The organism is Pseudofrankia sp. EUN1h (assembly GCF_001854645.1).
Classification (GTDB): Bacteria; Actinomycetota; Actinomycetes; order Frankiales; family Frankiaceae; genus Pseudofrankia; species Pseudofrankia saprophytica.
The window spans coordinates 1-2,912 of record NZ_MBLN01000029.1 but is presented as its reverse complement, the minus strand read 5'-3'; the positions used below and the strand labels follow the sequence as shown (position 1 = coordinate 2,912).

Sequence of the window (2,912 nt, the reverse complement as noted above, 5' to 3'; positions counted from 1 at the left end):
TGCTCGTCACCATGGGAGCCAACCCCGACCGGATGCGCTCAGAGGCCGCGTTCGCAATGCTCTGCGGCGTCGCCCCGCTACCCGCGTCCTCAGGCCGGACCCATCGCTACCGACTCAACCGCGGTGGCGACCGCCAGGCGAACGCCGCGCTCTACCGGGTCGTGCTCTCCCGCCTGCGCTGGGACGCGAGAACCCGTGCCTACGTCGAGCGCCGCACCAAGGAGGGCAAGAGCAAGAAAGAGATCATCCGCTGCCTCAAGCGCTACGTCGCCCGGGAACTCTACGCGATCCTCACCACCCTACGAGAACCAAACGATCTTCCAGTGATCACTTGACATCCATAGGAGCATCCCTGTGAGCAGCGAACGAGCAGTGGTCAGGTCTATTTGAGCAGTCGCTGCCTTTGGTGACGCTCGGTGGCGTGGTCTGTGGCGTGTCCCGGAGGTCGGTGGTACTGTCTAGCCGCTTCGGGGCTCGTTAGCCTCGCGTCTGCGAGGGTGCCTGACCCGAGAACAGAGCCGCTAACTTAACGGTCCCCTGTCCGGGCCGCCGACAAATTCCTGGCCGCCACCGAGGCGTCGGCGATAGGTTGCGCAGATGCCCGAACTAGTGTCGAAGCGCGCACAGGTCGCACGCATGCGCCGCACAGCCATGCGGGCGCTTGCGGACTACCCGGTCGACGAGCCACGCCTGTCGTTCATCGCGCACGGCGAGAACACCACGTTTCGGGTCGACTCCCGCGATACCCGATTTCTGATGCGCGTACACCGGCCGAACCGGCACGGCCGTGGAGTCGATTCGCGGGTCGCGGTCGGATCGGAGCTGGCCTGGCTGGCCGCATTGCAGGCAGACACGGATCTGAGCGTGCCGACGCCGATCCGGGCCCGCAGTGGACAGTGGACCACCGTCGCCGACGGCCGGGTCTGCTCGGTCCTCGGCTGGCAGAACGGACGAATGCAGGCGGCCAATCCGCGGTCCGTGCACTTCCGGCGATTGGGTGGCATCCTCGCCCGTTTGCACAATCACGCTTCGGTGTGGGCTCCGCCTTCCGGGTTCGTACGCATGCGGTGGGACTGGGAGACCTTCTTCGGCAACACCATGGAGTACGGCGGCGTGTCCGCAGCCGGGTGCTGGGACCTGCTGCCGTCGCCGGTGCGCGCGCAATTCGATGAGGTCGCGCGCCGGATGCGTACTGTCATGGCGGGTCTTGGATCGAAGCCGGACGCCTTCGGCCTGATCCATGCCGACCTGCATCTGGAGAATGCTCTGTTCGACGGTGATGCGGTGCGGCTGATCGACTTCGACGACTGCGGATTCGGTTACTGGCTCTATGACATCGCGGTACCACTGTGGGAATATCGTGGCCGGGCCGACTACACCGCAATCCGTACGGCGCTTCTCAATGGCTACAGTGAACGCCGCGAGCTGCCCGATCTCATTCACCTGGACGACTTCATCGCCACTCGAGACGTCGCCTTCGGCCTGTGGTTCGCCGGGATGGCTCAGGTCAATCCGGCATTCGCGGCCGACCTGGACGAGGTGATGGACTCCATCCAGCGGTCACTTGATCGAGTGCTGTGACTGGGGCCTCCACATCGACCCAACCCGACGCGGAAGGCGTTCAGCCGGGCTTTTCCATGTCAACGAACTCCACGGGCCCGTAACCGTCGAACGTCTCGGTATGCCGGCCGGTCTCGATGAAACCGAGGCGCCGGTACAGGCGGATGGCGCGTTCGTTGAAGGCCGCGACATCGAGCACCACGCGGCACCGGCCGTAGATAGGGCGGGCGAACTCCAGGCCCGCCAGCACGAACTGCTCGCCGAGCCCACGACCAGTGAGATCCGGCCGCAGGCCAAACCCGTAGAACAGCCCGTCGTCGACCGGCTCAAAGAAGTAGAAGCCGATGAGGGTGCCGTCGTCGTCGCGCACGGCGAAGAAGAGCTCGGGGTTCTTCACGGGTAGGCCGTCGGTGTCGTAGAAGTCGTAAGGCGGGTCGTAGCGCCAGGCGTCGCGTTCGCAGAACATGGCGTCGTCCGCCGGTTCGATCCTCACAGCTCCCGCCCGTCCCGAACGCCGGTCCCACCCCATCAGCGCGATTCTCCCACAGCAGGCGGTGGCTGGACACCGCCATGGAATGCTGGCCCTACCGCGTCCGCTGGGCGTGACGGGCAGACCGTCCAGCGGCGTCGAGCCCGTTCTCGGCCTCCCCCACTGGACCCAGACTGCGGTCACGTTCAGTAGTTGACAATGGAGCCCAGATCCCGTCAGCACTAGCAAGAACTGCTCAACTGGCTCCGCCGCGCGACCACAGTTTTGCTCACATAGCTGCGAACCCCAAGGATCGGCTGCTCATCTTCGCTCGATCCCTACAATGCCTGTAGGGATCGGATCGCGCTGGGAGTCGCCGTCCGTCGTTGGCGAGGATCCAGCGAACGGCCTGACCTACTGGGCAAGCTTGCTGGTCACGGCCCGGTCGGCCTCTCGCTGTGCAGCCTGCTGGCAGTGCCAGTGCGCGCCGCGGGGACGCGCCCGGCGCGCTGGCGGCTTGCCAGCAACGGCGATTCTCTCCATACGGATTCGTCGTTCCGGTCAGATCCCTATAGTGCCCATGGGATTGGTCCCAGTGGGGTGGATGGCGCACGGCCCGGTCCACGCTTAGCTGGCTGGCCGACCGGCACCGCCTCGCCCGGTGGCCCTGTTCCTGCCGAAAAATACGTCTGGGCTGGTCAGGCTGCGTGTTCGTATTCGTGCAGGATGCCGGCGAGGCGGTCGCGTCTGYKGATGTCTAGGTGGGCGAGCCGGTTCGGGTCGGTGATCGGTTCGGGCAGCGGTTGGAGTGGCCTGGCATCGGCGATGCCCTGATGTGACCGATGATCGTTGTAGAACGCCTCGTATGCGCGGAGAGCATGCA

Annotated in this window: 3 protein-coding genes and 1 pseudogene; 2 read left to right on the top strand and 2 right to left on the bottom strand. The window is 65.5% G+C overall.

Annotated features, from left to right (window positions below):
* On the top strand, positions 1 to 335 hold a 335-nt coding region (locus BCD49_RS08135; RefSeq protein ID WP_131803412.1), incomplete at its 5' end, for a transposase.
* Between the two features lie 262 nt (positions 336 to 597).
* Positions 598 to 1,581 carry a phosphotransferase enzyme family protein gene (locus BCD49_RS08130; RefSeq protein WP_007516016.1) on the top strand — a complete coding sequence of 328 codons (984 nt, stop codon included), beginning with the start codon at positions 598 to 600 and terminating at the stop codon, positions 1,579 to 1,581.
* Between the two features lie 40 nt (positions 1,582 to 1,621).
* On the opposite strand, the gene BCD49_RS08125 is transcribed toward BCD49_RS08130, so the two are convergent.
* Both BCD49_RS08125 and BCD49_RS44585 read right to left on the bottom strand, forming a co-directional pair.
* Positions 1,622 to 2,053 (bottom strand): GNAT family N-acetyltransferase, encoded by a 432-nt coding sequence (locus BCD49_RS08125; protein WP_035925188.1) that lies wholly within the window; start codon positions 2,051 to 2,053, stop codon positions 1,622 to 1,624.
* A gap of 674 nt (positions 2,054 to 2,727) precedes the next feature.
* Positions 2,728 to 2,912: pseudogene (locus BCD49_RS44585) on the bottom strand (integrase core domain-containing protein); the annotation flags it as partial.